This window comes from Mesorhizobium sp. WSM3859, assembly GCF_002295065.1.
In the GTDB taxonomy this organism is placed as follows: Bacteria; Pseudomonadota; Alphaproteobacteria; order Rhizobiales; family Rhizobiaceae; genus Mesorhizobium.
On sequence record NZ_NSGG01000025.1, the window covers coordinates 1 to 25,790 of the forward strand.

A 25,790-nucleotide genomic window follows, 5' to 3' on the forward strand; every position below is an offset into this window, starting at 1 on the left:
GCGGCGGACAGCAACTCAGGGGGAAAACTGTAACCCATGTATCCGGTTCAAAGTGTTACCCATCTATCGGCTGGACAGGCGCCCCTCGCGAGGAGGTCAGCGTTCACGCGCGAGGACCCCCTCTGTCGCCTTCGGCGACATCTCCCCCTCAAGGGGGGAGATTAGCCAGCTCACCCCGCCAGCCGGCTCACCATCTCATGTTGCGCATAGGCGCGGCCGAAGCGGTTGGCGAGGAACGCGTCGAGCGCGATGTCTTCCTGCTTGATGAAGCCCTTGGCGGGCAGACTGCCGTCGGCCAGCATGTCGAGCACGGCGCAGATGCCGGAGGCGGTGGTGATCTGGATGGCGCTGCGAACGATGTTGCCGACGCGATGCGAATAGATCTTGTTGGCGTAGGTCTCCTGCAGCAGCCGGCCATTGCGACGGCCCGAGACGGTGACGAAGACGATGACCACGTCCTGCAGGGTCGCCGGCAGGGCGCTTTCAAAAATGTCCTTCAGCACGTCGCGGCGGTGGCGCAGCCCCAGGTCGTTGAGCAGCGCCTTCATGATCGCGGCGTGGCCAGGATAGCGGATGGTGCGGTAGTTCAGCGTGCGCACCTTGCCCTTCAGCGTTTCGGCCAAGGTGCCCAGACCGCCGGAGGTGTTGAAGGCCTCGTAGGTGACGCCGTCGAGCGAGAATTCTTCACGCTCTTCCAGCGGCGGCACTTCGATCAGCTCGCCTTCCACGATCGCCTCGCAGGGCTCGCAATATTCGTTGATGACCCCGTCGGTGCTCCAGGTGAGATTGTAGTTCAGCGCGTTGGACGGATATTGCGGCAGCGCGCCGACGCGCATGCGCACGCTTTCCAGCGTGTCGAAGCGGCTGGCGAGGTCGTTGGCGACGATCGAGATGAAGCCCGGCGCCAGGCCGCATTGCGGGATGAATGCGCTTTTGGCGTCGCGCGCCAGTTCCTTGACACGGCGGGTGGAGACGACGTCCTCGGTGAGGTCGAGATAATGCACGCCGGCGGCGGCGGCAGCCTCGGCGATGCGGGTGGTGAGGTGGAAGGGCGCGGCGCTCAGCACGGCGAACTTGCCGGCGAGCACTTTCTCGAGCTCGCCGGTGGCGGCGATGTCGAGTTCCTGCGTCGCGACGCTGGCCGGCAGTTCGGCGGCGGCAAGTTGCAAGGCGGAGCGGTCGACGAGCGTGACGCGGTAGTCTCTCGTTGAGCTCAGCATTTCAGCGATGGTCGAGCCGATCTTGCCGGCGCCGACGACAACGATGTCCTTCATGATCAATTCCCCTGCCAAATTTCGAGTTACAGAAATCATTGCAGCTTGCTTGTCGAAAGGAAGCGTGGAATCTGGCAATATGAAGCTGAACGTTAGGCAATTTGCCGAGAGGTTTCGTCGAAATGATCACGGAAGCCGAACAGGCCCTGCTCACTCTGCTGCGCGCTAACGCGCGGGCCTCGACCGCCGAGCTCGCGCGGCAGCTCGGCGTGTCGCGCACCACGGTGCAAAGCCGCATCGAGCGGCTGGAGCAGCGCGGCATCATCGCCGGCTATGGGGTGCGGCTGTCGCCCGATTACGAGCAGGGGCTGGTCAAGGCGCATGTGCTGCTCACCGTCACGCCGAAACTCGCCGACAAGGTGGTGCGGAGTCTCGCAGCGATGGCGCCGGTGCGCACGGTGCATTCGGTCAGCGGCAATTTCGACATGATCGTCATCGTCGACGCGCCGTCGATCCGCGATCTCGACGCGCTGCTGGATAGGATCGGGGCGATGGACGGGGTGGAGCGGACATCGTCGTCGATTATTTTGTCGACGCGGGTGGATCGGTAGCAACGCCTGAGATGTCGGCGCGGCGGCGAAGCTGCTGATCTCCCCTTGCGGGGGAGATGGCCGGCAGGCCAGAGGGGGGTGTGAAGGAACGCTACGTTGGTCAGGTCGTCGTGCTGCCTCAGCTGGTAGCCAGTTGGAGACGCCGGCGGGACAGCACCCCCCTCTGCCTTGCCAGGCATCTCCCCCGCAAGGGGGGAGATTGGCCGTCACGGCAGGTTTCGCTAATCTCCAGCGTCGGCCTTTACGCCCTCCTTCTCTCCGGCCCCTCGTCCAGCCACGCCACATCCTCCGGCGTCAGCTTGATATCCAGCGCCTTGAGGCTGTCCTCCAGCTCGTCTAGCGTGCGCGGGCCGATCAGCGGCACGGACGGGAAGGGCTGCGCCAGGACGTAAGCCAACGCGACATGGATCGGGCTCTTGCCGAGTTTGCGCGCCAGCTCGATCGCCCGGTCGCGGCGGCCGAAATTTTTTTCCGAATACCAGACGCGTACCAGCTCCTCATTGTCCTGCTTGTCGCGCCCGGCGCGGTCGGTGAAGAAGCCGCGGCCCTGGCTCGACCAGGCGAAGTTCGGCATCTGCCGTTTGGTCAGCCAGCCTTTCCACGCGTCGGTGGAGGAGGTGACGCAGCCCGCCCAGATCGGCTCCAGCATCTCGGCCAGCGAGAAATTGTTGGAGAGCGCGCCGGGTTTCTGCCTGCCGTTCTTGTCGGCGTAGGTAATCGCTTCGTCCATGCGTTCCATCGTCCAGTTGGAGCCGCCGAACAGGCCGCGGATGCGGCCGGCTTTGGCCTCCGCGTCCATCGCGTCGACGAATTCGCCGACTGGCACGTCCGGATTGTCGCGATGCATGAAATAGATGTCGACATGGTCGGTCTGCAGCCGGTCGAGCGACTGCGCCAGCTGCTTGCCGATCACGTCGGGATAGCAGAGCGGCGAATGCGCGCCCTTGGCGATGATCACCGATTGCTCGCGCACGCCGCGATTCCTCAGCCATTGGCCAAGCAGCGTCTCTGTGTAGCCGGCGCCATAGACATAGCCGGTGTCGAACAGATTGCCGCCGGCCTCGAAGTAGGCGTCGAGCAGGATCGAACCGGAGGAGAAGCTGCGGAAATCCTCGAAGCCGAGCGCTAGGAGCGAGACGGGTTTCGGCAGGCCGGGAATGGCGCGCCTGCCGATGGCCTCACCATCGGTGCGCAGCGGTCGGCCGGAGAGCGTGTTCACGCGCTTAGCCGGCTTTTCGATTTCATATTCCAGCCCAACCGCGGCACGCCATTTGTCGAGCACACGCAGCGTGCCGAGGCTGTCGGCCCAGGACATGCCCGGCCAGGCGAATTCCTGCCGTCCTGCCAGAATCGCTTCGCCCGCGGCATCGACCTCGAAGGAATAGAGGTGACGCGTCTCGTCAAGGCTGATCACCTCGCGAGCCGTACCGGACCGGATCACCTCGATCCGGCCCGGTCCGACATCGCGGTTGCCGCCGGCGAACCAGAAATCGGGCACCTCGATCCGACCCTTGGTGCCGAGGACGCGCAGCACATTGTCCTGGTCGAGCGAGATGCTGCAGGAAACCTCGGCGACGATGCCGCCGGGGAAATGCAGCAAGGCCGAGGCCCATTCGTCGACGCCGGACTGGCCGAGATGGGCGGCGCCGACAACCTTGTCCGGCTCGGCGAAAGGCTGGCCGGTCGCCGCGCCCGCGATCAGCCGTGCCATCGACACCGGATAGCCGCCGACATCGAGTATGCCGCCGCCGGCGAGGTCGTTGGCATAGAGCCGGTGCTCGGGCATGAAGCCAGGCATGGCGAAGCCGAAGCTCGACTTGATCATGCGGACCTCGCCGATGGCGCCGGATTTGATCAGCTCGACCAGCTGCCGGGTCTGCGGGTGCAGCCGGTACATGAAGGCTTCGCCGAGGAAGGTGCCGGCCTTGCGCGCCGCATGCATCATGGCGTCGGCCTCGAAGGCGGTGAGCGCCAGCGGCTTTTCACACAGGACATGCTTGCCGGCTTCGGCCGCCTTGATCGCCCATTCGGCGTGACCGGGATGCGGGATCGAAATGTAGACGGCGTCAACGTTTTTGTCGGCAAGCAGCGCGTCGTAGCCGTCGAGGATGCGCGCGCCTGGAAAGGTCTCGGCGAGGCCCGGCTTGGCGGGGTTGCGGGCGCCGAGCGCTTCAAGCGTGCCGGTTCGCGACCCGGCTACGCCGCCGGCAAAGGATTTGGCGATGCTGCCGGGCCCGAGAATGCCCCAGCGGATTTTTCCAGATGTCATGTCGAATTCTCCATGGGTCGCCGCCACGCCTTGGGGATCGGGCGGAAATGAAAGTCAGCGGATCCTTGCGCCCACCTTGTCGAAAAGCAGCGAGCGTTCCGCCTTGATAGAGACCGTGAAATGATCGCCGCCGGCGCGCTGGCGCGAGGCTTCGCGCTCGACGATCAGCTCCTCGGGTCCGGCATTGGCGTAGACGTAGCTCACGGAACCCAGATGCTCGGCGACGTCGGCCTTGACCGGAATGTCGCAATCGCCTTCGCCGGCTTCGAAGAAATGCTCCGGCCTGACGCCGAGCACGACCTCGGCGCCGATGGCCGGAAAAGCCTCGCGGAGCGGCTTGCGCAGCCGGGCGCCGCCGTGGTTGACGAGCTCGATGATCGCGGCGCTGTTCGACGTATCGACGATCTTGGCGCCGAGGAAATTCATCTTCGGCGAGCCAATGAAGCCGGCTACGAAACGGTTGGCCGGGTCGTCATAGAGGTCGAGCGGCGCGCCGATCTGCTCGACATTTCCGGCTTTGAGCACGACGATGCGGTCGGCCAGCGTCATCGCCTCGGTCTGGTCGTGCGTCACATAGATCATGGTGACGCCGAGCTCCTTGTGCAGGCGCGAGATCTCGACCCGCATCTGCACCCTGAGCTCGGCGTCGAGGTTGGAGAGCGGCTCGTCGAAGAGAAAAACCTGCGGCTCGCGCACGATGGCGCGGCCGATTGCGACGCGCTGGCGCTGGCCGCCGGACAATTGCTTCGGCCGCCGTTGCATCAATTCGTCGATGCGCAGGATTTCAGCGGCGCGCTTCACGCGGCGATCGGTGTCGGCCTTCGGGTTGCCGTTCATCCGCAGACCGAAGGAGAGGTTCTGCTCGACCGTCATATGCGGGTAGAGCGCGTAGGACTGGAACACCATGGCGATGCCCCGGTCGGCCGCCTCGACATCGTTCATCACCTTCCCGCCGATGGCGATGTCGCCGCCGCTGATGTCCTCCAGCCCGGCGATCATCCTCAGCAACGTGGATTTGCCACAGCCGGACGGGCCGACGAAGACGACGAACTCGCCGTCGGCGATGTCGATATTGGCGCCATGGACGACTTCGAAGCCGCCGAAGCGCTTGACGACATTGGTGAGGGTGACGGCTGCCATTGCGCTCCTTCCTACTTGACCGCGCCGGCGGCGATGCCGGCGATGAAATGACGCTGCAACAGCACGAAGACGATGAGCATCGGCACGGTCAGCATCACCGCTCCGGCCATGATGCCGCCCCAGGAAACCTTGGTCAGGCCGATCAGCGTGCCGAGCGCCACCGGCGCGGTCATCGCGCCGGGCTGGCTGTTGATCAAAAGCGGCCAGAGATAATTGTTCCACGAGGCGAGGAAGAGGATGATCGCCAGCGCCGCCAGCATCGGGCGCGCCAGCGGCAGCGCCACGAACAGGAAGATGCGCCATTCCTTGACGCCTTCGACGCGTGCGGCGTCGAACAGTTCGGCCGGCATCATCGAGAAGGCCTGGCGCATGAAGAGCACGCCGAGTGAATTGAACAGCGGCGGCACGATCAGCGCGATCCAGGTGTTGGCCAAGGCGAAATCGCGCGCCACCATGATGAATTGCGGGATCAGCACCACCGCGTAGGGAAGCGTGATGGTGCCGAAGATGATGGCGACGACCGCGCCCTTGCCGTGGAACTCGTAGCGCGCCAGCGCCCAGCCGGCCATCGAGGTCAGCAGCACCGAAAGGATCGTGTAGGTCACCGCCACCGAGACCGAGATGCCGATGGCGCCGACGAAATTGGTGTCACGCTGCAGATTGTTGAAATTGTCGATGAAGCCGTCATGCGGCAGAAGCTCGATGCCGGGGCTGAAGATGCCGTTGTCGGGCATGGTGGAGAACACCACCATCATCCACAGCGGGAAGAGCCAGATCAGCGCCAGCGGCGTCAGGAAAAGATGCAGCAGGATGCTGCGGCCGAGCCGTCTCTGAGAGCGCGAGGTCGTCATTTCGGCTCCCTCATCAGCCAGAGTTGCACCAGTGTGATGGCGATGGCGAGCCCCGCCATGGTGTAGGCGACGGCGGAGGCGTAGCCGAAATTGAGCGATCGAAAACCCTGGCGATAGAGCAGCAGGCCGAGCGTCTCGGTGCCGCCGCCCGGGCCGCCGCGCTCGGTGATCAGGAACGGCTCGGTGAAGAGCTGCATGGTGCCGATGATCGACAGCACGGCGCAAAAGACGATGACCGGCTTCAAGAGCGGCAGGGTTATGTGGAAGAACTGCCTGACCTTGCTGACGCGGTCGAGCGTCGCCGCCTCGTAGACGTCCTCCGGGATAGACTGCAGGCCGGCCAGGATGATGATGGCGTTGTAGCCGGCCCAGCGCCAGGTGACCGCGATCATGATCAGCGCCATCGCCGGCGTGACGTTGGAAAACCAGTCGATCTTGGGGAGACCGACGCTGTTGAGCAGCTTGTTGACGATGCCGAAATCGAGGCTGAACATCAGCCGGAACACGGCCGAATAGGCGACCTCGCCGACGACGACCGGGGCGAAGAAGGCGAAGCGATAGAGGCCGCGCGCCTTCAAGAGCGGCGAATTCAGCAGCACCGCCATGACGATCGCCAGCGCAATCATCACCGGCACCTGGATGACCAGGATCAGCAGTGTGTTCTTCAGCGCGTTGTAGAAAGCGGGGTCGCCGATCAGGCGGCCCCAGTTGAAGGCCGGCGCGAAACGCCACGGCACGGTCCGCGTCGCCTGGAAGGAGATCAGGAAGGACGAGATGATCGGCCAGATCCAGAAGACGGCGAAGATCAGAAGGTAAGGCGTGAGGAAGCGGTACGCGGTGGCGTTCTGGGTGCGCATCGGCTTCCTCCTTTCTTGGTTTTCCCTTCTCCCCTTGTGGGAGAAGGTGGCCGCGCAGCGGCCGGATGAGGGGTGTTCCAGGGAACGCCAGCGTCTCACTCCGCTGGAACACCCCTCATCCGTCTTGGCGCTGCGCGCCAATCCACCTTCTCCCACAAGGGGAGAAGGAAGAGCGGCGCTTACTTCACCGGCAGGCCGGTGGCGGCGGCGATCTGGCTGGCGGCGTCATCGAGCGCGGCCTTGGCGTCGGGATAGCCGTTGGCCAGATATTTGGTCTGCACGGCGCGGACGATGATCTCGGCGTCGCTCTGGAACTGGGTGCCGCGGCTCGGCACCACCTTGGGCAGCGTGGAGAGGATATCCTTCCACACCGCCTGGCCGCCCCAATATTCCTGACCTTGAGCGACGTAGGGATCGTCGAGGGCCGAGATCAGCGATGGCACCAGGCCGAAATCCTTCAGCATGGTGATCTGGCCCTCATTGGTCTCCAGCGTGTACTTCAGATAGGCGTAGGCGGCTTCCTTGTTCTTCGAGGCCGAGGTGATGGCCAGCGACGAGCCGCCGAGATTGGCGGCGCGCGGGCCGTCGGCGGTCAGGCTCGGCATCAGATAGACGCCCCATTTACCGCTTTCCTTCGGCGATTCGGTGCGGATCGTGCCTTCATACCAGCCGCCATAGGCCTGGGTGGCGACGGTGCCGGCGGTGTTGTTGGTGATCTTGGTCGACCAGTCGGCCGACGACACGATGCCGGCGTCCTTCATCTCCTTGACCTTGGTCATGGCGTCGACGCATTTCGGCTCGGCCACGGTGATCGACTGGCCGTCCTCGGCGAAATAGGCGCAGCCCTGCTCGTTGGAGATCATGCGGAAAAATTCGGTGTCGCCGTTGAAGTCGGCATTGGTCATCGACACGCCCGGATTGGCGGCCTGGATCTTCTTGCCGGCGGCGATGAAATCGTCCCAGGTCTTGATCGTCGCCGGGTCGACGCCTGCCTTCTCGTAGAAGTCGCGGCGGTAGAAGACGGCGACCGGGCCGGAATCCCAGGGCATGGCATAGGCCTTGTCGCCGACCTCGAGTTCGGTGCGCTTGAAATCGGGGAATTTCTTCTGGTCCTCGGCGGTGTAGCCCAGCGTGTGCAGGTCGACGAAGCAGTCCGGGAACTGGCTCCAGTAATTCTCCGCCTCGCCGTTCTCGATCGTGACGATGTCGGGCAGGCCAACGCCGCCGGCGGCGCAGCCGGCGATCGACTTGTCATAGGTCGGCTGGTTGCCGAGGTCCTGAACGGTGACCTTGATGTCGGGATATTTCTTGTTGAAGCCCTCGACCGTCGACTTCAGCGACGAAGCGGCGATGTTCCAGCTCCAGATGGTGATCTCGCCGGACTGCGCCAGCGCCGGGCCTGAACCCAGGGCAAGCAAAAGCGCGGCGCAGGTCAGTGTAGTGCGCATTGAAATCCTCCCAATTCGTTTGCTCTCTCGCTGTGAGCGTGGCTAGACTATGCGGCGCGGAAGGCTTGTCCCCGACAGAGGGAATAAGAAGTTGGCGGAAAGTAAGATGTCCGAGCGTCCGTTCTATCAGCCCGGGGCGAGCAGCGTTGAAGGACTGCCGCTGATGCTCCAGATGTTCCACAACCACCCGTTGGTGATGCTGAAGCCGCACTGGCACGCCCAGGTCGAGGTGAACTTCATCGTGCAGGGCCGCGTGCATTACCGCATGGCCGAGCACGAGATTTCGCTGTCGGCCGGCGAGATGTGCCTGTTCTGGGGCGGCCTGCCGCACCAGATGGACGACCTCTCCGACGACGCCATCTACGCCGGCGCGCATCTGCCGCTGGTGCATTTCTTTCGCCTGCATCTGCCGGCCGACATACGCCACCGGCTGATGACCGGCGCGACACTGGTGACCAACGCTACCGACCAGTCGGACAACGACAATTTCAAGCGCTGGAACGAGTATGCGCGCTCAGGCGATCCGGCCAGGACGGAGCACGCCGTCAACGAGCTGCTACTCCGGCTCGAGCGGGTGCGCTTCGAGCCTTACCGGCTGGTGCCGGGAACCACTGCCGGACAAGGCGCCGGCAACGCCTTCGACCAGCAATCCTCGCGCAATGTCGGGCGCATGTGCGACTATATCGCCGAGAATTTCCTCTACGACATCGATTGCGTCACCATCGCCTGCGCCGCCGACATCCATCCCAAATATGCGATGAGCCTGTTCAAGAAATCGACCGGCATGACGCTCAACGAGTATCTCAACCTTCTGCGCCTGAGCTACGCGCAGGCGCTTCTGATGCATGAGGATGCGAATGTCTTGAGGGTCGCGATGGAATCGGGCTTCGGCTCGCTCAGCGCCTTCAACAAATCCTTCCGCAAGCTCGCCGGCATGTCGCCCTCGGATTTCCGTCGGGCGGGTGCGGCGCGGTAACCGCCAAGCGGATCCGGATCAGGCGACCTTCACCGCCGGGAAGCTGACGGTCACGCCGAGACCCGGTTTGCGATCCTCCAGCTCTATCGCGGCGCCATGCAGGTCCGCCACCGCCTTGACGAGGCTCAAGCCCAAGCCGCTGCCGGGCGTCGTGCGGCTGGAATCCAGCCGGTACAGACGGCGGAATACTTTTTCGCGTTCCTCGGCGGGAATACCCGGGCCGTTGTCGCGGACATGGATGAGGACGTGGCTGCCATCCCTGGTCACCGAAAGCCCGATCGCGGTGCCCGGCGGGCAATGCCGGAGCGCGTTCTCGACCAGATTGGCGAGCATCTGCATCAGCAGGTCCCGGTCGCCGTGGATATACCATTTCGTATCGGGAACGACGCTCGTCGACAGCGACTTGCCGTCATCCTCCGCGACATCGGCATAGACGTCGCCGATGGTCCCGACGATCGGCCCGACATCGAGGTCGACGAAGCGGGCCTTGCGGGCGCCGGCTTCGATCTGGGCGATGCGCAGCAGCGCGTCGAAGGTGCTGTTGATCTGCTGGCTTTCGGCGCGGGCGTCGGTCAGCTCGGTTGAGACGTCCTCGCCCAACGCCGTCTTGTCGGCGGCGGATTCCAGGATCATCTGCAGCCGGTTGAGCGGCGTCTTGAGGTCATGCGCGATGTTGGCGCTCACCTCCCGCATGCCGTCGACCAGCGCCGACAGGCGCTCGAGCGCGGCATTCACCTGGGCGGAGACGGCGTCGATGTCGTCGCCGCTGCCGATCAGCGGAATGCGGGCATCGAGCCGCCCATGCGAGACGTCGACCATGGTGCTGGCGATGCCATCGAGGCGCCGCTGGACACGCGAGGCGAGCACGGCGCCGCCGCCGATCGCCAGAACGGTGATGACGAGCGTAGCCCAGCCGAAGCTCATCAGCACGATCCTTTCGAGATCCTCGGTTTCCGAGAGCGAGAAGGCGACCGTCAGGCGGTTGTCGCCGACCGGGCCTGAATAGGCGCGGTATTCGGTGTCGGGCGCCACGCCCGGCAGGCTGGCGGTGAACATGGAAAAGCCGTCCGGCAGGCCTGAGGCAGTGAAATCGCCGGCGAGCCGGTTGCCGTCCTTGTTGGTAAGGGAAAAGATCTCGTCCTTGTCCTGGCTGAACTGGGCATGGTCCCTGACGGTCGCGACGAGATCCTCCTCGTCGCTCTCGGCACTGGTCGCGGCGATCAGCGAATAGGTCTCCTTGATCGACTGATCGAGCTGCCTGGCGAGCGAGGCGCTCATCAGTTGATAGACGATCGCGCCGGACAGGATGAAGGCCAGCAGGAACAGGAAGGCGAAAGTCAGCGCCAGCCTGAACGGCGTGCTGCGCAAAAGGCTGGAGCGGTTTTCGCTCATGTGACCGCGAAAGTCGTTGGTCGCCCCGCAATTGCGGACGGGGGGTCAGGCCGGAACATGCAGGCTGTAGCCGGTGTTGCGCACGGTGTGGATCAGCGGCACATCGAACGGCCTGTCAACCTTGGCCCTTAGCCGGCTGATATGGGTCTCGACGACGCTGGTCTTGGGGTCGAAGTGAAAATCCCAGACGCGCTCGAGAAGCATGGTGCGGGTGATGACGCGGCCCTCGCCGCGCATCAGCACCTCGAGCAGGCTGAACTCGCGCGGCTGCAGGTCGATCGGCTGGCCCTGCCTGGTCACGCGGCGCTGGATCAGGTCCATTTCCAGGTCGGCGACGCGCAGCGCCGTCTTCTGCTCCTGCGCCGCCGGCCGTCGGCCGAGCGCATGGATGCGGGCAAGCAGCTCCGAAAAGGCGAAGGGCTTGACCAGGTAGTCGTCGCCGCCCGCCTCAAGCCCCTCGACGCGGTCGTCGACGCCGCCGATGGAGGTCAGGAAGATAGCCGGCGTATGGATCCCGGCGGCGCGCACCGCCTTGATCATCGACAGGCCGTCGAGGCCGGGAACCATGCGGTCGGCGACGATCACGTCATAGGTGTCGCGGGTCGCGGCGAAGAGGCCGTCGTGACCGTCGCGCAAGAGATCGCAGACATGGCCGGCCTCGGTCAGCCCGCGGACGATATAGTCGGCGGTTCTCGGATCGTCTTCAACAAGCAGAAGTCGCATCGCCTCGGGCTGTCCTTGCCGCCTCAACCCGGCATGGCGGCGCCGGCTGCGGTTTCTTCCTGGCTGGTTCTCCAGGACACGATGCCGAAAGTTTAACCCGGCTTTCGGACGGCATCATGCCCCATCTCGTCGTTTTGGCGCAATTCCGGACGGAGATTGCTCTAACCATCTGTTTTTACGCATTCGGGGGCCGAAAACCGCTACACATTTTTGCGAGATGGCTGTTTCCTGGACCACGCTCAGTCGAGCAGGGCTTGCTCGTCCTCGTCGATCAGGTTCTTCAGGGTCATATAAAGAACGATGGCCACGATGCAGCCGAGGAAGATCAGGCTGGTGAAGGTGGTACCGAAGCCCATGCCGCCATATTCGCCAGGCTGCGAGAGCAGGTCGCCGAAGGAGGCGCCGAACGGCCGGGTCAGGATATAGGCGAGCCAGAAGGCGAGGATGCCGTTCAGGCCGAGGAAGAACCAGGCAACCCCGATCGCCGCGATGACGCCGCCAAAGATGAGGCCGGTGGTGAGATAACCCATGTTGAAGCGCTCGGCGACCAGATCGCCGGCGGCCGTGCCGAGCGAGAAGGTGAAGAGGATCGCAAGCCAGTAGAAGACCTCGCGCCGGGTGGTGAAGATGGTGTGGATCGACAGGGTCTTTTCGCTTGCGTACCAAACGATGAAAGTCAGCGCCAGCACGGCCGAGAAGATGATCGTCGTGGTCTCCAGCCGCACGCCGAAATTGTCGACGAGGTTGTCGGTGACCAGGGTGCCGACGATGCTGATCAGCACGACCGCCAGCCAGTAGGCCCAGGGCACATAGCGCTTCTGCGCGAATTGCAGGATGAGCGCGACGACGAGGATGCCGCTCATGATCAAGGATGTGACGGTAAGGCCGAGGCCGAGATTCACGGCGAGATAGTCGGCCGCCGTTTCGCCCATGGTCACCGCCATGACCTTGATCAGCCAGAAATCGAGGGTGACTTCCGGGACCCTGTTCAATTCGGGCCCGCGTTCATCTGTTGTTGCGGTCATGACGGAATCCACTCCGGGCTGGGCCCTACTTGCCGAGGATCTTCATGGCCTGGGCGAAGAAGTCGTCGGCGCGCTTGTCATCGTCGGCATTGCAGCGCTCGATGCCCTTGGTCTCCAGTTCCGAAACCTTGTTCTTGTCGGCATCGTCGAGCGTCGCCTTGGCCTCGGCGGCGCGCAGATCCTTCAACGCCGTCTCGCAAGGCGTCGGGGCGGCAATGGCTGAAGCCAAGGGAGCAGTGGTCGCGATGGCGGCAAAGGCGAAAGCAAGGGCAAATTTGTTCATGACCATATCCTGACGTTTGAGCGCCGGTGTCCGGCGCCTGCTCAAGCCACCTCAAAATCGGTGCGGCCATCGTCAGGTTTAGGCAGGCGAATTCACCGCAGCCTGTCCGGGTCCTTACAAATTCGTAAGGTCGGTCAAAAACATTCGCCGGGTCTCGTCATCGCCCGGCGGAAGAGCTAGACAAGGCCCGGCGTCCGTCTCGGCGCCGGAGCGGTGAGAAAGAATGGCCTACACGTCCCTCAAAGCGGCGCCGAAAGCGTTCGACCAGCACAAGCGCCTGATTGTCGTGCAGGTGGTCGCCGTGCTTGCCGTCATCCTGCTTCTCTTCAGCAAGCCGGCGCTGGCCGAAGGGTCGGACGGTCACGAAGTCGTCGAAACGATCGGCTTTGTGATGGTGCTGATCTGCTTCCTCGGCCGGCTGTGGAGCATCCTTTTCGTCGGCGGCAGGAAGAATGACGAACTGATTGTATCCGGCCCGTTCTCGATGACCCAGAACCCGCTCTATTTCTTCTCGACCGTCGGCGCGGTCGGTACCGGGCTGATGTTCGGTTCGGTGCTGGCGGCCGCGATGCTCGGCCTGGCAAGCTTCCTCGTCTTCCGGTTTACCGCGCGCAAGGAGGCTGAGCATCTCGCCGGCAAGTTCGGCGCCGTTCATGCGGCCTATGCCCAACGCACGCCGCGCTTCTGGCCGAACCCGCTGCTTTACCGCGACGAGGGCCAGTGGCTGTTCTCGACGGCCGCGCTGCGCAGGACGTTCCGCGACGGGCTCTATTTCCTGGCGCTGTTTCCGCTCATCGAGGCGGTCGAGTATTTCCGCCTCAGCGGCCACTTGCCGACGCTTTTCACTGTCTATTAGAGTCGCGTGCGGCGCGGCGCGTGCTCTCAAGGAGAATCGCCAGGCAGCCGGTGAGAAGCAGCAAACCGCCGATGAGCGGCGGCAGCCCCAGGACCTTCACCGCGGCGGTGACGAGCGCGATCAGGACGAGGGCCAGCAGAGCGAGATTGCCGTCGTCGACGAACATGCCGACGAGTTCCTTGAAGACAAGACGGATCATCGGGCAACTCCTTCGGCGGGCGCCGGATAGGCGCCGCGCAGCCAGCGCAAAATGGCGAAGGATGCGGCGGCGATGACGGCGAAGATGGCGAGCAGAGCGAGGTCGGCGCCCGGCCACTCCGCGCCGAGGCCTTCGCCAGTCCAGAACACGCCGAAGCTGGTCAGCATCAGCCCGACGACGAATTTCAGCGCATTCTCGGGCACGCGCGCCAGGGGCCGGTGCACGGCAAGGCCGATCAGCATCACCAGCACGAAGGCCGCCAGCGCGCCAAGGCCGGCATAGAGCGTCTGGCCATGCGCGGCGCCGACGGCAATGACGATGAACACCACTTCGACACCTTCGAGCAGCACCGCCTTGAACGACGCGACGGCGGCCAGATAGTCGGCGCGGCGCTCGCTGGCCTGCCGCCGTAGCACCTCCGTCTCCTCGGAAAAGGCCTGCTCCTCGTCATGCAGCGCAATCACGCCGGCGCTGCGCAGGATCGCTTTCCGCAGCCAGCGCATGCCGAACAGGATCAGGAGCACGCCGACCACGAATTGCAGGACGGCGATGGGGACGAGCGCCAGCAGCGGCCCGAAAATGAGCACCAGCGCGGCAAGCAGGATGAGCGCCAGGGCAGCGCCCGAGAGCGCCGGGCGCCAGCCGCGCGTCAGCCCGACGGCAAGCACGATGGTGAAGGCTTCGACCACTTCGACGAAGGAGGCCAGGAAAGAGGCCGTCACAGTGGAAAATATGGGCGTCAGGCCATGCATGAAGGCATCGTCCAATGCTGGGGAATCATCGGCTGGCGCAAACGATACAGCGCTCCGGCGGCGGCGAGAATGCCGGAGATGATCGCAGGGCCGATCGGCGCGCCGGCACCGACATGCGCCACCTGTGTCGTGGTTTGATCGCGCTCTGACCGAGCGGGACCGGACATTTCGAGGAACTCATTGACGGTCTGTATCCATTCGGTGTCCGTTGTATCGCGGCACCGCCCTGGCTATCTGCGGGAGCAACAAGGCATTTAAGCGGCCGATGGGCCGCTCCAGCAGGAACGGAGCACATGAAGAAGATCGGTTTTCTGTCGTTCGGGCATTGGTCGCCCTCGCCGCAATCGGGCACGCGCTCGGGCGCCGACGCGCTGCTGCAGTCGATCGACCTGGCGGTCGCGGCCGAGGAGCTCGGCGCCGACGGCGCCTATTTTCGCGTCCACCATTTTGCCCGGCAGCTCGCCTCGCCGTTCCCGCTGCTGGCCGCCGCCGGCGCCAAGACCAAGCGTATCGAGCTCGGCACCGCCGTTATCGACATGCGCTACGAGAATCCGCTCTACATGGCCGAAGACGCGGGTGCCGCCGACCTCATCGCCGGCGGGCGTTTGCAGCTGGGCATCAGCCGCGGCTCGCCCGAGCAGGTGATCGATGGCTGGCGCTATTTCGGCTACGTGCCGCAAGAGGGTAAGAGCGACGCCGACATGGCGCGAAACCACGCCGAGATCTTCCTCGACCTGTTGCGCGGCGAAGGTTTTGCTCAGCCCAACCCGCGGCCGATGTTCCCCAACCCGCCCGGGCTACTTCGGCTGGAGCCTTTCTCGGCCGGTCTGCGCGACCGCATCTGGTGGGGCGCGGCCACCGACGCCACAGCGGTATGGGCGGCCAAGCTCGGCATGAATCTGCAGAGCTCGACGCTGAAATTCGACGAGAGCGGCGAGCCGCTGCATGTCCAGCAGGCCAAGCAGATAAGGGCCTATCGCGCCGCCTGGAAGGAAGCCGGCCACACGCGGGAGCCGCGCGTCTCAGTCAGCCGCAGCGTCTTTGCCCTCGTCAACGACATGGACCGCGCCTATTTCGGCGGCAGCGAGGGCGAGGACCACTTTGGCTATATCGAGCCGGAGAAGCGCGCCGTGTTCGGCCGCACCTATGCCGCCGAGCCGGACAAGCTGGTCGAACAGCTCAGGGAAGACGAGGCGATCGCCGAGGCCGACACGCTGCTGCTCACCGTGCCCAATCAGCTCGGCGTCGACTACAATGCCCATGTCATCGAGTCGATCCTGAAGCACGTCGCGCCGGCGCTCGGCTGGCGGTGACGGTGTCGGCCGCAATCTGCGTCTCCGGCCAAGGGTTGTCGATTATATTAAGTGCGCCTAAAATTCCCTCTTTGGGTTGGAAGGACCAACCGTGGAGAGGGGTCTCGCAGGCCTGCTGGCCGCGACGCTGGCTTGCTTGCCGGTGGGTGGCCGATGCTGGTCGCAGGACAGCCTGTTCCCCAAATTGATTTCCGAAGAAGCAGTGAGAATGGCCAGCGCCCAGAGGTATTCCGATATTCTGGCGATGGAGTGTTTGCATGGACGGCTCTACCCGCGACGCCGAATAGAGAGGGGCTTCGAAAGGCACCTCGAGGAAATGAGGCTGACATTGATAGCGGAAGGGTACAGGATCGTGCCCGACATGGCCGCGAACGACCCGTTCCGGGCACTTTCGGAGATGGCGTTCGACGCCAAGCGCCGACTTGGCTTCGCACCGCAATCCGGCTGCCTTGCAGCATACTGGCTCGAAGACGATCGGGATTACTGAATAGCTGCAGCCATTGTCGGTGCTTGATACCCGACGTCAATGCAGTGCCCGATTGCACGCATCATTGACACCCGGCAAATTCCGGCTCTATTTTGTCGCGTAATCGGTTACGTAACCGATTACGGCTCAATCAAGTGGAGGAGACTAATGAGCAAGATTTCGAACATGCACGGGCTTGGCCCGTTCTCGCGGCGCCAGTTCCTGAAGACCAGCGCGCTCGCCGCCGGCGCGCTCGCCTTGCCGCTCGGCCCGGCTCTCGCGGCAGACAAGCCAAAGGTCGGCCTGGTGATGAAGTCGCTCGCCAACGAGTTCTTCAAGCAGATGCAGGCCGGCGCCGAGGCCTATGCGGCCAAGAACAAGGATAAGTTCGATTTCGCCGCAGTCGGCATGAAGGACGAGCGCGACTTCGCGGCCCAGGTCGACGCGATCGAGAACTTCATCACCCAGAAATACAACATCATCGTCGTGGCGCCGGCCGACTCCAAGGCCATGGTGACGCCGATCGCCAAGGCGCTGAAGGCCGGCATCAAGGTCATCAACATCGACGTCGCGCTCGACGAGAAAGCCAAGAAGAAGGCCGGCGTCGATCTCGCCTTCTTCGGTCCAGACAACCGCGCCGGCGCCAAGCTCGCCGGCGACGCGCTCGGCAAGGCGCTGGGCAAGGGCGGCAAGGTGGTCATCCTCGAGGGCAATCCCGAGGCCGACAACGCCAAGCAGCGCAAGCTCGGCTTTGACGATTCGGTGAAGGAGTACGGGCTGAAGCTGCTCGACTCCAAGACCGCGCATTGGGAGACCGAGGAAGCCAACACGCTGATGACCAACTTCCTCACTCAGCATCCGGATATCCAGGGCGTGATGGCGGCCAATGATTCGATGGCGCTCGGCGTCGTCAAGGCGATCGACGCCGCCGGCAAGTCGGGCAAGATCAAGGTGGTCGGCTTCGACAACATCCCGGCCGTCGGCCCGCTGCTGAAGGAGGGCAAGATGCTCGCCACCGTCGAGCAATATGGCGCGCAAATGGCCGCCATGGGCATCGATTACGGCCTGCGCGAAATGGCCGGTGAGAAATTCTCGGGCTGGGTCAAGACCGACGTCAAGCTGATCACCGCCTGAGACTTTCAGAGACGCGCCGGCACATGCCGGCGCCGTAGCTCTGGCAACCGCGTCACCGCTGTCGGCATGTCCGGCAGCGGTGACGACGCGCCCGCGCCGCTATCGCGGTGGATAAGCGCGGTTTAGGATTCTGTCGCCCATGGATGCGATTCTCTCCCTTGAAGGGGTCGGAAAGATCTTTCCCGGCGTCGTCGCGCTGAGCGACGTGTCGCTGTCGATCGCGCGCGGCGAAACCCATATCGTGCTGGGCGAGAACGGCGCCGGCAAGTCGACGCTGATCAAGCTGCTCGCCGGCATCTACCAGCCGGACTCGGGGTTGATCGCCTTCAACGGCGCGGCCTACCAGCCGAAGTCGCCGCATGATGCGCAGCAGAGCGGCATCCGCATCGTGCACCAGGAATTGAACCTTCTGCCCTATCTCAGCATCGCCGAGAATCTGATGCTGGAAAACCTGCCGCGACGCGCCTTCGGCATCGTCGACCGCAAGGCGCTGAACAGCCGCGCTGTCGCATTGCTGAAAGAGGTGGGACTTGAGATCGATCCACGGACGCGGGTCGAGGCGCTCGGCGTCGCGCAGATGCAACTGGTCGAGATCGCCAAAGCGCTGAGCTACGACTCGAAGCTTCTGGTGCTCGACGAGCCGACGGCGACGCTGACGCCGCCGGAGATCAAGCGGCTGTTTTCCATCATCAAGCGGCTCAAGGCCCGGGGTGTCACCATCATCTACATCTCGCACCGGCTGCACGAGGTGTTCGAGATCGGCGAGCGGGTGACAGTGCTGCGCAACGGCAGGCTGGTCGCGACCCGCGATCTCCACGGCCTCACCGTGCCCGACCTGGTGCGCATGATGATCGGCCGCGACATCGCCGACGAGTACAGCTTCGATGACACGATCGTGCCGGGCAAGATCGCGCTCAGCGTCGCCAATCTGAAGCGCAATGCCGCGACGCCCGCCATTTCCTTCGACGTCCGCCATGGCGAGATCGTCGGCGTCGCTGGCCTGGTCGGCAGCGGCCGAACGGAGGCCATGCGCGCCCTGTTTGGCGCCGACGCGAAACTCGACGGCGTGATCGAGATCGACGGCAAGCCGGTCGCGATCACTGCTCCCAAGGACGCGGTGCGGCATGGCTTGAGCCTGCTTACCGAGGACCGCAAAGGTCAGGGCCTGCTGCTCGACCTGGCCGTCGACAAGAACATCACCATCACCGACCTGAGCAAAGTCTCGCGCAACGGGCTGCTCAACCGCCGGGCCGAGGCCGCGGCGGCCAACGATCTCGTCGGCCAGCTGCGCGTCAAGGCAAGCTCGATCGAGCAGGCGGTGCGCAACCTTTCCGGCGGCAACCAGCAGAAGGTGGTGCTGGCCAAGTGGCTGTTCCGCGGCACCTCGACGCTGATCCTCGACGAGCCGACGCGCGGCGTCGATATCGGCGCGCGGCGCGAGATCTACCAGCTGCTGTGGATGCTGGCGGCGCAGCAGAAGGGCATCATCATGGTGTCGTCCGACCTGCCAGAGCTGATGGGCATGTGCCACCGCATCATCGTCTTTTCCAAGAACAGGATCGTCGGCGAAGTGCCGCGCGCCGAATTCGACCAGGAGCGCATCCTGTCGCTCGCCTATCAGGAGTATGTGCGACCATGACCGAGACGTCCGAACCGCTGGTGTCGGCGCCTGTTTCCCCCGGCCGGGCGAAATTCCTGCGCTTCCTGATCCGCGACGCCGGCGTGCTCCTGGCGCTGGTGCTGATCACCGTGTTCTTCTCGGCCACGGCGCCTTATTTCGCCACCCCCGACAATGCGCTGAAGATCTTCGTGCAGATCGCCATCAACACGGTGCTGGCGGCCGGCATGACCTTCGTCATCCTGACCGGCGGCATCGACCTGTCGGTCGGCTCGGTGCTGGCGCTGTGCACCGTGGTCGGCGCCACCGTCATGATCGACGAAGACCTGTCGCCGACCGCGGCCATCACGCTGTCGCTTCTGGCCTGCATGGCGACGGGCGCGGTGTGCGGCTTCCTCAATGGCTGGATCTCGACGCGCTGGAAGATCCCCTCCTTCATCGTCACGCTCGGCATGCTCAACATGGCGGCGGGCGCCGCCCGCGTCGTCAGCGACAACTCGACCATCACCGGTCTGCCGCAGAGCTTCGTCGATTTCGGCAATCTGATCATCGGCGGCTTCCTGCCGTCGATCTTCCTGGTCGCGGTGCTGGTGATCGCCGCCGGCTGGTTCGTGCTGCGCTTCACCGTTTTTGGCCGCATGATCTTCGCCGTCGGCACCAATGATGAGGCGGTGCGGCTGTCGGGTCACAATCCGGATTTCTACAAGGTCGCCGCCTTCACAATCAGCGGGCTCACCGCCGGCATCGCGGCCATGGTCTATCTCTTGCGCCTCAACATCGGCAGCCCGATCGCCGGCGTCGGCTACGAGCTCAACGCCATTGCCGCCGTGATCATCGGCGGCACCAGCCTCAGCGGCGGCAAGGGCTCGATCATCGGGACACTGGTTGGCGCCTGCATCCTGCAGGTCTTGAGCACCGGATTGCAGCTGCTCGGCGTCGGCGACAATTTCAAACCGATCGTGATTGGCCTTGTCATCGTGCTCGCCGTCATCCTAGACGCGTATCGGGAGAGGCTGTTGCGGAGGATCCGCTAGAGGGCACCAGGGGTAAGGGCCATGACGACGATTGCCGATGTCGCACGCTATGCGGGGGTGTCCGTCGCAACGGTCTCGCATGTGATGAACCGCACCCGCCATGTCGAGCCGGAAACGGCCGAGCGGGTGCGCGCCGCGATCGCCGCGCTGCGCTACAGCCCGAACTCGGTGGCGCGGAGTCTCAGGCGCGGCGAGACCAAGACGATCGGCCTGCTGCTGCCCGACAATTCAAACCCCTTCTTCGCCAGCGTGGCGCGGCAGATCGAGGATGCCGGCTTCGTCTCCGGCTACACGGTGATCCTGTGCAACTCCGACGGCAACGCCGAAAAGGAAGAGCGCTATCTCTCGGTGCTGATGGCCAAGCAGATCGATGGGCTGATCTTTGCCGGCTCGTCCGACCATGCTCGGGTGTTCGCCCGCCTCCTGCCCAGCGTGCCGGCGGTGCTGCTCGACCGCGAGATCCAGTCGGTCAATGTCGATTCGGTGCTAGTCGACCACAACCATGGCGGCTATCTCGCCGGCCGGTATCTGGCCGGGCTCGGGCACCGGAAGATCGGCGTCATCGGCGGTCCGCGCGATTCCAGCTCCAGCCCGGCCCGCCTGCGCGGTTTCGTGCGGGCGCTTGGCGAAGCAGGCCTCGAGCTACCGCCGTCCTCGATCGTCGATTCCGACTATCATTTCGCCGGCGGCCGGCTGGCGATGGAACAGCTCATGGCCCAGGCGCCCGACATCACGGCGGTGTTCGCCTGCAACGACCTGATGGCGATGGGTGCGGTCACGGCGCTGCGGTCGCGCGGCTTGCGGGTTCCCGACGACATCTCGATGGTCGGCTTCGACGACATCCCCTATGCCGTCACCACCTGGCCGCCGCTGACGACCATCGCTCAGCCGGTGGAAAAGATCGGCACGCGCGCGGTGAGCCTGCTGCTCGAGAGGCTGGGCGAGCCGGAAGCGCCCTCGCGCCGCGAGGTGCTGGCGCCGGTGCTGGTGGAGAGGGAAAGCTGCGCGGCGCGGCGGTAGTGCGTAATCTCCCCCCTTGAGGGGGAGATGTCGCCGAAGGCGACAGAGGGGGTCACTGCGCGTGAAGTGCCAACCTCCATCTGTAGAAGCAAGCCGAGCCCAGTCGGACCGACCCCTTCTGGCCTGCCGGCCATCTCCCCCTCAAGGGGGGTAGATTACGCTTATGCCGCTGGCTGCATCGCGGCCCTCAGCAACATCCCGAACAGGTCGCGCGGCTCGTCGGGGTCGGCGAGCAGGTCGAGCTCCTCATAGAGGCCGGTGGCCTGGAGCTGGTCTCGGACATAGCGCAGCGCCGAAAAATCTTCGGTGGCGAAGCCGACGGAATCGAACAGCGTGATCTGCTCCGGCGCCTTGCGGCCCGCAGCCTTGCCGGTCATCACCTGCCACAGCTCGGTCACCGGATGGTCGGCGTCGAGCTGCTGGATCTCGCCTTCGATGCGGGTCTGCGGCGGGAATTCGACGAAGATGTCGGAACGCAACAGGATGTCGCGGTGCAACTCCGTCTTGCCGGGGCAGTCGCCGCCGACGGCGTTGATGTGGACGCCGGAGCCGACCATGTTGTCGGTGAGGATCGTGGCGTACTGCTTGTCGGCCGTCACCGTGGTGATGATGTCGACGCCTTCTACCGCGTCCTGCCCGGTCGAGCAGATGGTGATATCAAAACCCTTGGCCGCCAGGTTGCGGGCGCATTTTTCCGAGGCCGAGCGATCGATGTCGTAGAGCCGCAGCCTGTCGATGCCGAGCAGCGCCTTGAAGGCGATGGCCTGGAACTCGGACTGCGCCCCGTTGCCGATGATGGCCATGGCGCGGGAGCCCTTGGGCGCCAGGTATTTTGCCGCCACGGCGGAGGTGGCGGCGGTGCGCAGCGCCGTCAAAATGGTCATTTCGGTGAGCAGCATCGGATAGCCGGAGCCGACATCGGCGAGCACGCCGAAGGCGGTGACCGTCTGGCGACCCTCGCGCATGTTCTTCGGATGGCCGTTGACATATTTGAAGCCGTACATCTTACCGTCGCTGGTCGGCATCAGCTCGATCACGCCGTCATGGCTGTGTGAGGCGATACGCGGCGTCTTGTCGAACAGCTCCCAGCGGCGGAAATCCTCCTCGATATAGGCGGCGAGCTCGGTGAGGAAGCGCTCGACGCCGATGGCGAGCACCAGCTTCATCATGCGGTCGACGCTGACGAAGGGAACGATGGCGAGGCGCGAAGGCTGGGTCATGATCAGAGGCTTCCGGAATGGCTGCGGGTCGGGCGGTCCATGATGCGGCGCCCCATCAGGCTGGCGGTGAGGTCGACCATCAAGGTCGCAGTGCGGCCGCGCTCGTCGAGGAACGGATTGAGCTCGACCAGGTCGAGGCTGGAAACAAGGCAGCTGTCGGACAGCATCTCCATCACCAGATGCGCCTCGCGGAAGGTGGCGCCGCCGGGAACAGTGGTGCCGACGGCCGGCGCGATCGACGGGTCGAGGAAGTCGACGTCGAGGCTGACATGCAGCAGGCCGTCCTCCTGCTCGACGCGAGCCAGGAAAGCGCGCAGCAGCGGCGCGATGCCGTGCTCGTCGATGGCGCGCATGTCATGCACGGTGACGCCGGCTTCAGCGAGCGCGTGGCGCTCGGCCGGGTCGACGCTGCGCAGGCCGATGGCGCAGATGCGGGCCGGGTCCACGGCTTGCGGCAGATCCGGGAAATAGCCTTTGAAGCCGGCCTGGCCGCTGGCATAGGCGAGCGGCACCCCGTGCAGATTGCCGCTGGTGGTGGTGTCGAGCGTGTGGAAATCCGGATGCGCGTCGAGCCACAGCACGAAAAGCGGCCGGCCGCGTTTGGCGGCGCGGCGCGCCACGCCGGACACCGTGCCGGCGGAGATCGAATGGTCGCCGCCGAGGAAGATCGGCATGGCGTCCCGCGAAGCGGCGTAGGCGGTTTCGGCGATGGCGGCGGTCCAGGCGGAAATCTCCGGCAGCGCCTTCAGCGCGAGGTTGCCGTGCACCACCGGGCGCGCCGCGGCCTTCTCGACCGCGCCCCAGTCCTCGACCTCATGGCCAAGCTCCGAAAGTACCGAGACGAGGCCTGCCGTGCGCAGCGCGCTCGGCCCCATCTCGCATCCCATCCTGCCCGCGCCGTCCTGTACCGGCGCGCCGACGATCCTGCAGCGCATGATTTTTCAGCCCTTACGATTGGTTGGCTTGATTGGATCATCAAGCGCTGGCGGTTTGAACAGGCGAAATTGGCATTTCGAGAAGAATGATTTATCATTCCGCACAAGCATTTTGACCAAAATGGATAGTCATGGACGCGCTCGACGAAAGACTGGTCACGCTGCTGCGGCACGATGCGCGGCGCAGCGTCTCCGACCTCGCCGTCGATCTCGGCGTCTCGCGCGCCACGGTCCGGGCGCGCATGGAGCGGCTGGAGAAATCCGGCGAGATCATCGGCTACACGGTGGTGCTGCGCGCCGACGCGGTCGATCAGAGGATACGCGGCGTAATGATGATCGAGATCGAGGGTCATGCCGCCGACCGCGTCATCCGGGCGCTCGGCGGCCTTCCGGAAGTTTCCACCATCCACACCACCAACGGCCGCTGGGACCTGGTGGTGGAGCTCGGCACCGCCTCGCTCACCGATTTCGACGCCGTGCTGCGGCGGATAAGGCTGATCCCCGGCATAACGGGGAGCGAGACCAGCCTTCTGCTGGCGACGCCGAGGACGACAAGGGCGCGGCTCGCTTAGCAGTTGCGCTTCAGCAGGCCTCAGAACATGCAGACAACAGAATAATCGAGTTGTTTTATTATTGGGATAACTTTACTCTGCCAGCATTATTCGGGGGTTACGATGGCGATTTCGAAGTTGAACGCTGAAGTAAAATCTGAATCGCGGAGCAAGAAAAGTGCTAGCGTAGGAGGTCTCTTTCCGCGGCCCAATGATGCAGTAGCATTGGTCTATGATATCTATGATAGCCGCGGCCGGCTCGTTCCCCGGCAGAAAGTTTATAAGACGGCCACTGAGAAGCGCCGCCGCGCGCTCGCCGAAAGGATTGGCAAGCAGGAAAAAATCCGGGTCACTTCTGACGGCGACTCTTGGGTAAATATACTGTGGCCTTTGTCAGCAGTAGCCGGTTACGACCATACCTTCTTTGACATAATTGAGGCAGACCCTCGCTTCTACGCAACAGGAACGGCGTATCCCGGGGATACATTCCAGCAGGTTCGCACCGAAAAGGACTATCGACAGAATGTGGCGTCGGAGTCTTTTCGCTATTTCGTCATGTCGGCGGGTGGCAATGACTTCATTGGGGGCGGGGCACTTTTCGACCTTCTTCGCTGGCGTGACGAAGGAGACGGCAATGATCCGACCACCCATCTCAATGTGTCATGGCTTCAGATGAGCCTGGAAACCTTGCGCTCGGGATATCAGGAAATTGCCGACGATGTCCGCCGAATCTCGCACGGCCGGACCGCCATGCTGGTCAATACGTACGACTATCCGATCCCTCGGGCGAACGGGATCTGGCTTGGAAAGCCGCTGGTGCGGCGAGGGTACAATTTGCAGACGGACAAAGTGCTTATCGCAAAAATCCTGAAGCACTTGATCGACTCCTTTCATGCCGTGCTCACTCAGGTCAGGCACATTACCATCGTTGATGTCCGGAACACCGTGAAGGCGGGCCAATGGACTGACGAACTCCACCCCAAGGGCAAGGGCGCCGAGGCCGTAGCGAAGAAATTCAAGACCGCGATGGGAGTAAATTGAGGTTAGTGGCCCTTGCAAAGAGCGTAGCCAAGCAAAGCAGCTAAGCGCCTTACCCCTCGGTTGCCAAGGTCGACCGTCCAAAGTACCGAGTTGAGTCGCGGCTACGCAGCCCGAGGCCGTACGCTTTAACCTTATGATTTTACGTGTGTCTTTTTCCTGAAAGCGGGTTTCCCGCTTTCGAGAGCGTGAAGCCGAGACCCTCCTGCCCTGCTTGATAAGGCCGATCGCCTCGCATGACGCGCGGCGCTCCGCTCGCCGACCGGTGGCCTTCAGGCGACGCTGGCGAATGGAACCGACCAATAGCCGGTCGGCCTGATGATTCCAGCATTGGCCAGGCCGGCAAGCTCCTCGGCGTCGCTTCGCGCCAGCCCGATCAGCAACAGGTCTTCCAGCTCCGCCGAGAGGTCAAAAACCAGGTCGCAGACAAGCCAGTCGTCGCAGGGGTCCTGCATCGCCGCGAATCTCGGTGGCGCCTTCGGCTGCAGCACCGAGAGAATTTCATTTGCCCGGCCGGCATGCCGCTCGGCCTCCTCGCGCGTCAACCCAAGCAGCAAAATATCCTGTATCCGTGCCGGACAGTCCGACAGCAGATCATATACCATCCATTGGCCGCACGGATCCTGTAAGGCGGTAAACCTCATGTCCGTCTTTATTCTGGCTATGCCCCAACGTATTCATTGCACGGGAATCATCCCGCGAAACTGCCCGGCTGAATTGTCTCCAGCACTTTCACCAAAACATATAGTTGTGGGCCGCCCGGCAAAAGAGGCCCTGCAGTCCCTTGGCCATACGACTCAAGTCCGAGGTGGCGCTGACACTGTGTCGGTGGCGAACGCTACCTGAAAGTCATCGGGCAGCCATG

Annotated in this window: 26 protein-coding genes; 11 read left to right on the plus strand and 15 right to left on the minus strand. The window is 63.9% G+C overall.

Annotated elements, in window-relative coordinates; all coding sequences use genetic code 11:
* Nucleotides 1–170: 170 nt before the first annotated feature.
* Nucleotides 171–1,274 carry a saccharopine dehydrogenase family protein gene (locus CK230_RS31120; RefSeq protein WP_095820610.1) on the minus strand — a complete coding sequence of 368 codons (1,104 nt, stop codon included), beginning with the start codon at nt 1,272–1,274 and terminating at the stop codon, nt 171–173.
* A gap of 122 nt (nt 1,275–1,396) precedes the next feature.
* Between CK230_RS31120 and CK230_RS31125 the strand changes: the two genes are divergently transcribed.
* Entirely contained in the window at nt 1,397–1,825 is a 429-nt protein-coding gene (locus CK230_RS31125) for an Lrp/AsnC family transcriptional regulator (RefSeq protein ID WP_095820611.1), read from the plus strand.
* A gap of 241 nt (nt 1,826–2,066) precedes the next feature.
* Here CK230_RS31125 and CK230_RS31135 read toward each other — a convergent pair whose 3' ends face one another.
* From CK230_RS31135 to CK230_RS31155, 5 genes are all read right to left on the minus strand, one after another.
* On the minus strand, nt 2,067–4,094 hold the full coding sequence (locus CK230_RS31135) for an aldo/keto reductase (RefSeq protein ID WP_095820659.1): 2,028 nt from the start codon (nt 4,092–4,094) through the stop codon (nt 2,067–2,069).
* Nucleotides 4,095–4,148: 54 nt separating this feature from the next.
* Nucleotides 4,149–5,234: a sn-glycerol-3-phosphate ABC transporter ATP-binding protein UgpC gene (ugpC, locus tag CK230_RS31140; RefSeq protein ID WP_095820613.1), complete on the minus strand. Its 1,086-nt coding sequence runs from the start codon at nt 5,232–5,234 to the stop codon at nt 4,149–4,151.
* A gap of 11 nt (nt 5,235–5,245) precedes the next feature.
* Nucleotides 5,246–6,085 (minus strand): carbohydrate ABC transporter permease, encoded by an 840-nt coding sequence (locus tag CK230_RS31145; protein ID WP_095820614.1) that lies wholly within the window; start codon nt 6,083–6,085, stop codon nt 5,246–5,248.
* Nucleotides 6,082–6,942, minus strand: coding sequence for a sugar ABC transporter permease (locus CK230_RS31150; RefSeq protein WP_095820615.1), 861 nt, complete (start codon nt 6,940–6,942; stop codon nt 6,082–6,084). The genes CK230_RS31145 and CK230_RS31150 overlap by 4 nt, the downstream gene beginning before the upstream one ends.
* A gap of 179 nt (nt 6,943–7,121) precedes the next feature.
* Nucleotides 7,122–8,390, minus strand: a complete 1,269-nt coding sequence (locus CK230_RS31155) for an ABC transporter substrate-binding protein (protein ID WP_095820616.1) — start codon at nt 8,388–8,390, stop codon at nt 7,122–7,124.
* A gap of 106 nt (nt 8,391–8,496) precedes the next feature.
* On the opposite strand from CK230_RS31155, the gene CK230_RS31160 reads away from it, so the two are divergent.
* A complete protein-coding gene (locus tag CK230_RS31160) occupies nt 8,497–9,366 on the plus strand; it encodes a helix-turn-helix domain-containing protein (protein WP_095820617.1) in 870 nt (289 codons plus the stop codon).
* An 18-nt stretch (nt 9,367–9,384) separates the two neighbouring features.
* Here CK230_RS31160 and CK230_RS31165 read toward each other — a convergent pair whose 3' ends face one another.
* From CK230_RS31165 to CK230_RS31180, 4 genes are all read right to left on the minus strand, one after another.
* A complete protein-coding gene (locus CK230_RS31165) occupies nt 9,385–10,758 on the minus strand; it encodes a HAMP domain-containing sensor histidine kinase (protein ID WP_095820618.1) in 1,374 nt (457 codons plus the stop codon).
* A 45-nt stretch (nt 10,759–10,803) separates the two neighbouring features.
* Entirely contained in the window at nt 10,804–11,481 is a 678-nt protein-coding gene (locus tag CK230_RS31170) for a winged helix-turn-helix domain-containing protein (protein ID WP_095820619.1), read from the minus strand.
* Nucleotides 11,482–11,720: 239 nt separating this feature from the next.
* On the minus strand, nt 11,721–12,506 hold the full coding sequence (locus CK230_RS31175; protein ID WP_095820620.1) for a hypothetical protein: 786 nt from the start codon (nt 12,504–12,506) through the stop codon (nt 11,721–11,723).
* A 25-nt stretch (nt 12,507–12,531) separates the two neighbouring features.
* Nucleotides 12,532–12,789, minus strand: coding sequence for a hypothetical protein (locus CK230_RS31180; RefSeq protein WP_095820660.1), 258 nt, complete (start codon nt 12,787–12,789; stop codon nt 12,532–12,534).
* Between the two features lie 223 nt (nt 12,790–13,012).
* On the opposite strand from CK230_RS31180, the gene CK230_RS31185 reads away from it, so the two are divergent.
* Nucleotides 13,013–13,645, plus strand: a complete 633-nt coding sequence (locus tag CK230_RS31185; RefSeq protein ID WP_095820621.1) for an isoprenylcysteine carboxylmethyltransferase family protein — start codon at nt 13,013–13,015, stop codon at nt 13,643–13,645.
* On the opposite strand, the gene CK230_RS31190 is transcribed toward CK230_RS31185, so the two are convergent.
* Nucleotides 13,632–13,844, minus strand: a complete 213-nt coding sequence (locus tag CK230_RS31190; RefSeq protein ID WP_095820622.1) for a hypothetical protein — start codon at nt 13,842–13,844, stop codon at nt 13,632–13,634. The genes CK230_RS31185 and CK230_RS31190 overlap by 14 nt on opposite strands.
* Nucleotides 13,841–14,596, minus strand: coding sequence for a COG4280 domain-containing protein (locus tag CK230_RS31195; RefSeq protein WP_095820661.1), 756 nt, complete (start codon nt 14,594–14,596; stop codon nt 13,841–13,843). Before CK230_RS31195 ends, CK230_RS31190 begins: the two co-directional genes overlap by 4 nt.
* Before the next feature lie 293 nt (nt 14,597–14,889).
* Here CK230_RS31195 and CK230_RS31200 point away from each other — a divergent pair, with 293 nt between their 5' ends.
* The 6 genes from CK230_RS31200 (at nt 14,890) to CK230_RS31225 (ending at nt 21,181) form a co-directional block, all read left to right on the plus strand.
* Nucleotides 14,890–15,909, plus strand: coding sequence for an LLM class flavin-dependent oxidoreductase (locus tag CK230_RS31200; RefSeq protein ID WP_095820623.1), 1,020 nt, complete (start codon nt 14,890–14,892; stop codon nt 15,907–15,909).
* Between the two features lie 208 nt (nt 15,910–16,117).
* Nucleotides 16,118–16,396, plus strand: a complete 279-nt coding sequence (locus tag CK230_RS31205; protein WP_141246165.1) for a hypothetical protein — start codon at nt 16,118–16,120, stop codon at nt 16,394–16,396.
* Between the two features lie 147 nt (nt 16,397–16,543).
* Nucleotides 16,544–17,509 (plus strand): sugar ABC transporter substrate-binding protein, encoded by a 966-nt coding sequence (locus tag CK230_RS31210; RefSeq protein ID WP_095820625.1) that lies wholly within the window; start codon nt 16,544–16,546, stop codon nt 17,507–17,509.
* A gap of 139 nt (nt 17,510–17,648) precedes the next feature.
* A complete protein-coding gene (locus tag CK230_RS31215; protein ID WP_176480291.1) occupies nt 17,649–19,148 on the plus strand; it encodes a sugar ABC transporter ATP-binding protein in 1,500 nt (499 codons plus the stop codon).
* A complete protein-coding gene (locus CK230_RS31220) occupies nt 19,145–20,161 on the plus strand; it encodes an ABC transporter permease (RefSeq protein WP_095820627.1) in 1,017 nt (338 codons plus the stop codon). Before CK230_RS31215 ends, CK230_RS31220 begins: the two co-directional genes overlap by 4 nt.
* Nucleotides 20,162–20,182: 21 nt before the next feature.
* Entirely contained in the window at nt 20,183–21,181 is a 999-nt protein-coding gene (locus CK230_RS31225) for a substrate-binding domain-containing protein (RefSeq protein ID WP_095820628.1), read from the plus strand.
* 161 nt (nt 21,182–21,342) lie between these two features.
* On the opposite strand, the gene CK230_RS31230 is transcribed toward CK230_RS31225, so the two are convergent.
* Together CK230_RS31230 and rocF are read right to left on the minus strand one after the other, a co-directional pair.
* Entirely contained in the window at nt 21,343–22,401 is a 1,059-nt protein-coding gene (locus tag CK230_RS31230; protein WP_095820629.1) for an ornithine cyclodeaminase, read from the minus strand.
* A gap of 2 nt (nt 22,402–22,403) precedes the next feature.
* Nucleotides 22,404–23,336 carry an arginase gene (gene rocF / locus CK230_RS31235; RefSeq protein ID WP_095820630.1) on the minus strand — a complete coding sequence of 311 codons (933 nt, stop codon included), beginning with the start codon at nt 23,334–23,336 and terminating at the stop codon, nt 22,404–22,406.
* Between the two features lie 131 nt (nt 23,337–23,467).
* Here rocF and CK230_RS31240 point away from each other — a divergent pair, with 131 nt between their 5' ends.
* Complete coding sequence (locus CK230_RS31240) at nt 23,468–23,908, plus strand: Lrp/AsnC family transcriptional regulator (RefSeq protein WP_095820631.1); 441 nt, start codon at nt 23,468–23,470, stop codon at nt 23,906–23,908.
* Between the two features lie 102 nt (nt 23,909–24,010).
* Nucleotides 24,011–24,928: an SGNH/GDSL hydrolase family protein gene (locus tag CK230_RS31245; protein ID WP_141246166.1), complete on the plus strand. Its 918-nt coding sequence runs from the start codon at nt 24,011–24,013 to the stop codon at nt 24,926–24,928.
* 269 nt (nt 24,929–25,197) lie between these two features.
* On the opposite strand, the gene CK230_RS31250 is transcribed toward CK230_RS31245, so the two are convergent.
* The gene (locus tag CK230_RS31250; protein WP_141246167.1) at nt 25,198–25,530 is read right to left on the minus strand and encodes a hypothetical protein; all 333 of its coding nucleotides are present in this window, start codon (nt 25,528–25,530) and stop codon (nt 25,198–25,200) included.
* Nucleotides 25,531–25,790: the final 260 nt, after the last annotated feature.